Origin of the sequence: Bradyrhizobium sp. th-b2 (genome assembly GCF_000426785.1) — a bacterium.
Classification (GTDB): domain Bacteria; phylum Pseudomonadota; class Alphaproteobacteria; order Rhizobiales; family Xanthobacteraceae; genus Bradyrhizobium; species Bradyrhizobium septentrionale.
Genome location: NZ_AUGA01000168.1, coordinates 1 through 5,340 on the forward strand (window position 1 = coordinate 1; position 5,340 = coordinate 5,340).

The following is a 5,340-nucleotide window of genomic DNA, read 5'->3' on the forward strand; positions in this document are numbered from 1 at the left end:
GGTCCCGATCAAATAGCCGCTCAAGGGTTTTGCCGGCTCAAGGATGATGATCGGTACCACGAAAAGGACAAGCGAAGGATACGGCGGCAACGAAGCAACCCAAAGCCGCACGCGTTGCAGCAGCCTCTGTCTGGCCATCCAAACGGTGATCGGCCGTGTGACATAGGAAAAGACGGCGTCCGCGACGAAGTAGATGAACGCGACCATGAAAATCGGTGTGTTCCAAGCGCGGGTCATGACACCTCCGGCGGGTCAAAGCGGGCCTGGAGGATGTGTTCCTGGAAGCCGGCTAGAAAATTGGGGAACCGCGCGCAAGTCCTTGGGGGCTCGAACGAAGCCACCAAACAGACCATCGCGCGCAGTAGGGACTTAGCAGTCGTTCCGTCACGTTAAACGGCGCCAAGCCCCGGCTTCCCCTTCGACCCGCAGCTCTAGCGACAAATTGTGCATGGGACGGAGAGGCGGCCGCTCCGACGGTCATTCCCTTGGTTGCAGGGACCGTACTTCGAGCGTCGTCGGGGGCGCTCGAAAACTCGGTCATCGTGGCCTCCTCCAGGAATGAGGATGGTCATTCTCAATCGGGCAACCTTCCAAAACTGTCGGCTTGTGATCACGCAATTGCGCAGCGCTAAAACAAGCAGACAGACCAAAGAGCAGGTGTACAGCGGTGCGAGGTGAATGCAGTCGCTGAAGACGGCACGCGCTCGAAGACTTCAAAGCTGCAATTTAAGCGCATCTATCAGGCAAACGCCGTTTCTCTGTTCGTGGTTGCATGATTGCAGGTCCCAAGTTCTTGGCTGGCCATTCTTTCTTCAGTAAATACGGAAAATTTGATCAGCCGTGCAGGGCCGAATGCTATGGAAATGGCGACGTCGGCGGCATCGCGGCCTCGCGCAATGACAATGCGACCAATTCGTGGGTGATTGTGCCGAGCGTCGAAGGTGTACCAGCGTCCGCCGAGATAGACTTCAAACCAGGCGCTGAAGTCCATTGGAGCTGGATCTTTTGGCACGCCGATGTCGCCGAGATAGCCGGTGCAATATCGAGCGGGAATGTTCATGCACCGACAAAGCGCGATCGCTAGATGGGCGAAATCTCGGCATACGCCCCTGCACTCTTCATGACCTTCCGCCGCCGTCCGATCGCAACGAGCGTGGTGATATCCGAACTCCAGCCGATCATGGACATAATCACAGATGGCTTGAACCCGTTGCCAGCCACTAGCGATGTTACCGAATTGGGACCAAGCAAAACTGCTGAGTTTCTGCGTATCGCAATAGCGGCTGCCGAGCACATACATCAACGTGTCATCTGGGAGATGATCTACTCCGATTTGCGGCGCATCAGGCGCGAGATCATCCGGTCGTCCGCTGTCTGAAATGATGAAGCGGTTGTGGATCTCAACGAGGCCAGCCGGAGCCCTTAAACGGGTACACACGTTGCCAAAACTGTCCCGATAATTGCGATAAGTAACGTTAGGGGAAAAGCGAATTTTGTGTTCGGTCAGCAAGTCACGGTGCCTGGAAGGGTGGATGCTGAGCATGAGCACCATCGGCACGTCTCGATCGCAGTTGAAAGCTAAGTCGTAGCCAGCCTCGATTTCCATGATCCCTGCCTCGTTGCATTCGTGCAGGCATTAAAACGGCCAAAGGCTCCAGGTTCCTGTTCTTAGACAGTGAAAATAAAGGCAAACGAACTGACTTCCCGGTGGTAGAAGCTGAGTTAGAGTGTGGTAGGCGGCGCGCTCATATGACCATATTCACTATCCACCACACGACGATATACCGTTATCAGAATCCCGTTCGACCGGGTCAGCATCAACTCCTGTTTCGGCCTCGGGACAGCTTCGATCAGCGATTGCTTAGCTACAGGCTCGCCGTTTCACCTGAGGCGGCCGAAACGCGATGGATCCACGACGCCTTTGGGAATTGCGTGACACTCCTCGATTTTGACAGCAAAACGACGTTGCTGCGCTTCGAGACTGAGATCCGCGTTGATCACACACCTGAGAAGGCGCCGGACTTTCGCATCGAGGACTATGCAAGAACGCACCCTTTTGACTACGACGAAGAAGAGCTACCCGATCTTCTCCCCTATATACGTCGTCACCATGCGGATGCGGCCATCGACGCGTGGCTGGGCAGGTTTGTAACCCGAACGGCGCCAATCTCCACGGGAAAGCTCCTGATGACCTTGAATGAGGCCGTGGCGCAGAGCTTTTCCTATAAGCGCCGATCCTCTCGCGGAACGCGAACTCCGGCCGAAACCATCATGAGGCAGGAAGGCACTTGCCGTGACTTCGCACTTCTCATGATGGAAGCGGCTCGCAGTCTTGGTTTCGCGGCTCGCTTCGTAACTGGCTATGTCTATGTACCCGACCGGGACGGCCCTCTGCGCCTCGGAGGCGGGTCAACGCACGCGTGGTGTCAGATCTACGTGCCGGGGTCGGGTTGGGTCGAGTTCGATCCCACAAACGGCATTGTAGGCAATCGCGATCTTATTAGGGTCGGAGTGTCCCGGACACCTGCGCAAGCAGTCCCACTTTCAGGAAGCTTTTGGGGCGACGCTGAGGACGAATTGGGAATGGAGGTCTCGGTGAATGTCAAAACTGGCTGATGGCCCAGGCTCTTACATTTCGCCCCCATCCCCGGATAGATCAGCGACAAATCGTGAAACGAATCGAGCACCGCCTTTCGAGCAACGCTCGGAAAATCTAGCAATCTGGAGACACTACTGAGATTTCAACCGGCTAACGTCCCGCCTGTGATTGGAACCAGTGAGCCTAATGAGCGTTTAGTTAGGTTTTAGATTGCTGATCGATCCCAAGAAATAACCTAGCAAGAGACTTATAATTGAGCGCTTTTACACAAGATGCTGGACCAGATGTGCACCAGCTGATTAGGCAATTGCAAGCGCGCGAAGCGGAGCTAGCCCTCATCCACCAGATTGCTGGCGTTGGCGGAGTTGAGGTCAACCTTCGGGATGGCTTCCGAAATCGCAGGTCGCCCGAATATTTAGAGATCCACGGCCTGCCGCCGACGGCGGCCAATGAATCTCACGAGGATTGGGTGGCGCGAATCCATCCCGAGGATCGAACTCACGCCGAAGGTCAGTTTCTCGACGCTTTGGCGGGTACTGCCCTGGATTATTCGGCCGAGTACCGCATCAATCGGCCTAGCGATGGTCAGACGCGCTGGGTCCGCGTTGCGGCTCAAATAGACCGTGACGCCGAGGGTCGGCCCATCCGCTTGATTGGCGCGCATTTCGACGTGACTGACGCGAAATTCGCGGAACAGGCTCTTCGAGAGAGCGAGGAGCGGTTTCGAACAATTGCCAATAGCGCGCCGATTCCGATGTGGGTCACCAAGCTCGATGGCGAACGCTCATTCGTCAATCAGGCGTATACGGAATTCTTTGAGTTAAGCTACGCGGAGGCGTTGAGGTTCGATTGGCGCTCTCGGGTGCACCCGGAAGATGCCGCGCGGATCCTGAAGGCTGAGCAGCTGCGAACCCTTGTGCCGGCGAGCCCTGTTTTACCCAAAGACCTATTCGCGATCGAGATTAGGATTTTACGAAGCAATAGGGATTGGAGATGGATCAAGGCGGTGTCTCGGCCCCGGTTCGATGAACACGGACAACATGTCGGCTTCATCGGCGTGGCACACGACATCACCGCGGCAAAGCAGGCCGAGATTGAGCTACGCGCATCCGAAGAGCGTTTCCGGCTCATGGTGGAGAACGCGCCCGTGATGATCTGGATCAGCGACGCGAACGGGAAGTGCGTTCATCTCAATCAAATGCTGCGTGAGTTCTGGGGCGTTTCCGAACAGAAAGTCCGCGAATTCGATTGGGTGGATACATTGCACCCCGAGGACCGCGGGGCCGTGGTGAGCAGGGTTTCCTCGGCTCTCAAGAAGCGCAGCAGCTTCGAGCTGAAGGCCCGTTACCTCGATACGAAAGGCCGCTATCGCATGCTCGATACGCGTGCTCATCCCCGCTTTTCGGCGTCAGGCGAGTTCGTGGGAATGATCGGAGCAAACGTTGACGTCACGGAGCGTGACGAGGCTGAGAGGGCCCGCGACCTGCTTGTCGACGAGCTCAACCACCGCGTCAAGAACACGCTTTCGATTGTCCAGGCCATCGCGCACCAGACATTTAGGAAAAATGCCGATCCGATTGAGGCGCGGCATGCGTTTGAAGGTCGGTTGATTGCGCTCGGGCACGCACACGATCTGCTCACGGAAACAAATTGGGAAAACGCCTCGCTGGGACAGCTCGCGGAAGTCACGCTTGATACCAAGGGGGCAAACGCGGATTTGATATCGATCACCGGACCAAGTGTCTTGCTGGCGCCTAAACAGGCTGTTTCAATTGCGATGGCGTTGCACGAGTTGTGTACGAACGCGCGGAAGTACGGCGCGCTGTCCGAGGAAGATGGGCGTGTGCGGCTCGACTGGAGTAAAGCCGATGATGCGCGGGCACAACTGTGCATCGTTTGGCGGGAAAGCGGCGGCCCCCCGGTCTCTCCACCGGCTCGCCGCGGCTTTGGATCCACGTTGCTCGAACGGACCCTCGCTCATGATCTTGACGGGGAGGTGAGCGTCGAGTTTGAGCCCGAAGGGCTGCTCTGCCGGATAGCGCTTCCTCTCGAGAGTTCAATTGCGGGAATTCGAAGCTAGATTGTCTTCTGCCGACCAGGCGATGGTGACGGGCTTAAGTCGCGTGAACGAAGTTGCTCCTGGAGCCGCTTCCTTCGGTCAATGGCCGAGTTACTCCATAACAACAGATAGACGAAAACACTTGCCCTATGCTCCTGCGGCAAATCCGATCCGCCCGACGCCAGGCAGTTTGAGCGCTGGACGCCGCAAGTCGAAACCGACGACTGCGCCGAAGAAGTTGATTTCGAAGCCCTCAACCCAGCCAATCGTGATGCCAATATAGCCAGCAAGCGTGGCGTACAGTCCAGTTCCTGAGGCGGTCAAGCCAGCCCAGCTTCCCCGATACGGAAAGTCTTTTCCGATGGCCGTCGGTGGAAGGACGGCATTGAGTTCGGGAACGGCATTAAGCGCTGCCTGAACGAACGTGTTCGAGTTCGGTCCCGGCCATGCGCTGTAGTCGCCGTAGGCGCGGAATTTGTAATCTTCGATGACTTGGCGGACCTTGGGAATGAGGTGTTCGGCCTTTTCACCATCAAGGGCCACGACAACCGTTGGATCGGCGCCAAACCAGCGACCATCCGCCGCAAAGCCATTGACGCGGATAGGCTCGCCCCATGCAGTGTAATCATATCGGTTGTAATTGTTGGCACCGGCTTCCTTGACCACGATCCAGGTATGGACT

At 56.7% G+C, this 5,340-nt stretch carries 4 protein-coding genes and 3 pseudogenes; 4 read left to right on the top strand and 3 right to left on the bottom strand.

The window, feature by feature from the left end; translation table 11 throughout:
• Positions 1-237: pseudogene (locus K359_RS0146765) on the bottom strand (hypothetical protein); the annotation flags it as partial.
• A 502-nt stretch (positions 238-739) separates the two neighbouring features.
• Positions 740-1,606, bottom strand: a complete 867-nt coding sequence (locus K359_RS60575; protein WP_084518848.1) for a transglutaminase family protein — start codon at positions 1,604-1,606, stop codon at positions 740-742.
• 143 nt (positions 1,607-1,749) lie between these two features.
• On the opposite strand from K359_RS60575, the gene K359_RS0146780 reads away from it, so the two are divergent.
• From K359_RS0146780 to K359_RS66630, 4 genes and pseudogenes are all read left to right on the top strand, one after another.
• Positions 1,750-2,616, top strand: coding sequence for a transglutaminase family protein (locus K359_RS0146780; RefSeq protein ID WP_029085125.1), 867 nt, complete (start codon positions 1,750-1,752; stop codon positions 2,614-2,616).
• A 269-nt stretch (positions 2,617-2,885) separates the two neighbouring features.
• Positions 2,886-3,704: pseudogene (locus K359_RS65515) on the top strand (PAS domain-containing protein); the annotation flags it as partial.
• A gap of 9 nt (positions 3,705-3,713) precedes the next feature.
• Positions 3,714-4,064: pseudogene (locus K359_RS66625) on the top strand (PAS domain-containing protein); the annotation flags it as partial.
• Positions 4,065-4,082: 18 nt separating this feature from the next.
• A complete protein-coding gene (locus K359_RS66630) occupies positions 4,083-4,679 on the top strand; it encodes a sensor histidine kinase (protein ID WP_371261264.1) in 597 nt (198 codons plus the stop codon).
• Between the two features lie 126 nt (positions 4,680-4,805).
• Here K359_RS66630 and K359_RS0146790 read toward each other — a convergent pair.
• Positions 4,806-5,340 (bottom strand): DUF3750 domain-containing protein (locus K359_RS0146790; protein ID WP_029085126.1); only part of this gene is annotated, 535 nt, incomplete at its 5' end.

What these genes read in the sequence shown, in the direction of transcription:
- K359_RS0146780 (WP_029085125.1), top strand. Translation starts at nt 1,750, where the DNA reads ATGACCATATTCACTATCCACCACACGACGATATACCGTTATCAGAAT.
- K359_RS60575 (WP_084518848.1), bottom strand. Translation starts at nt 1,606, where the DNA reads ATGGAAATCGAGGCTGGCTACGACTTAGCTTTCAACTGCGATCGAGAC.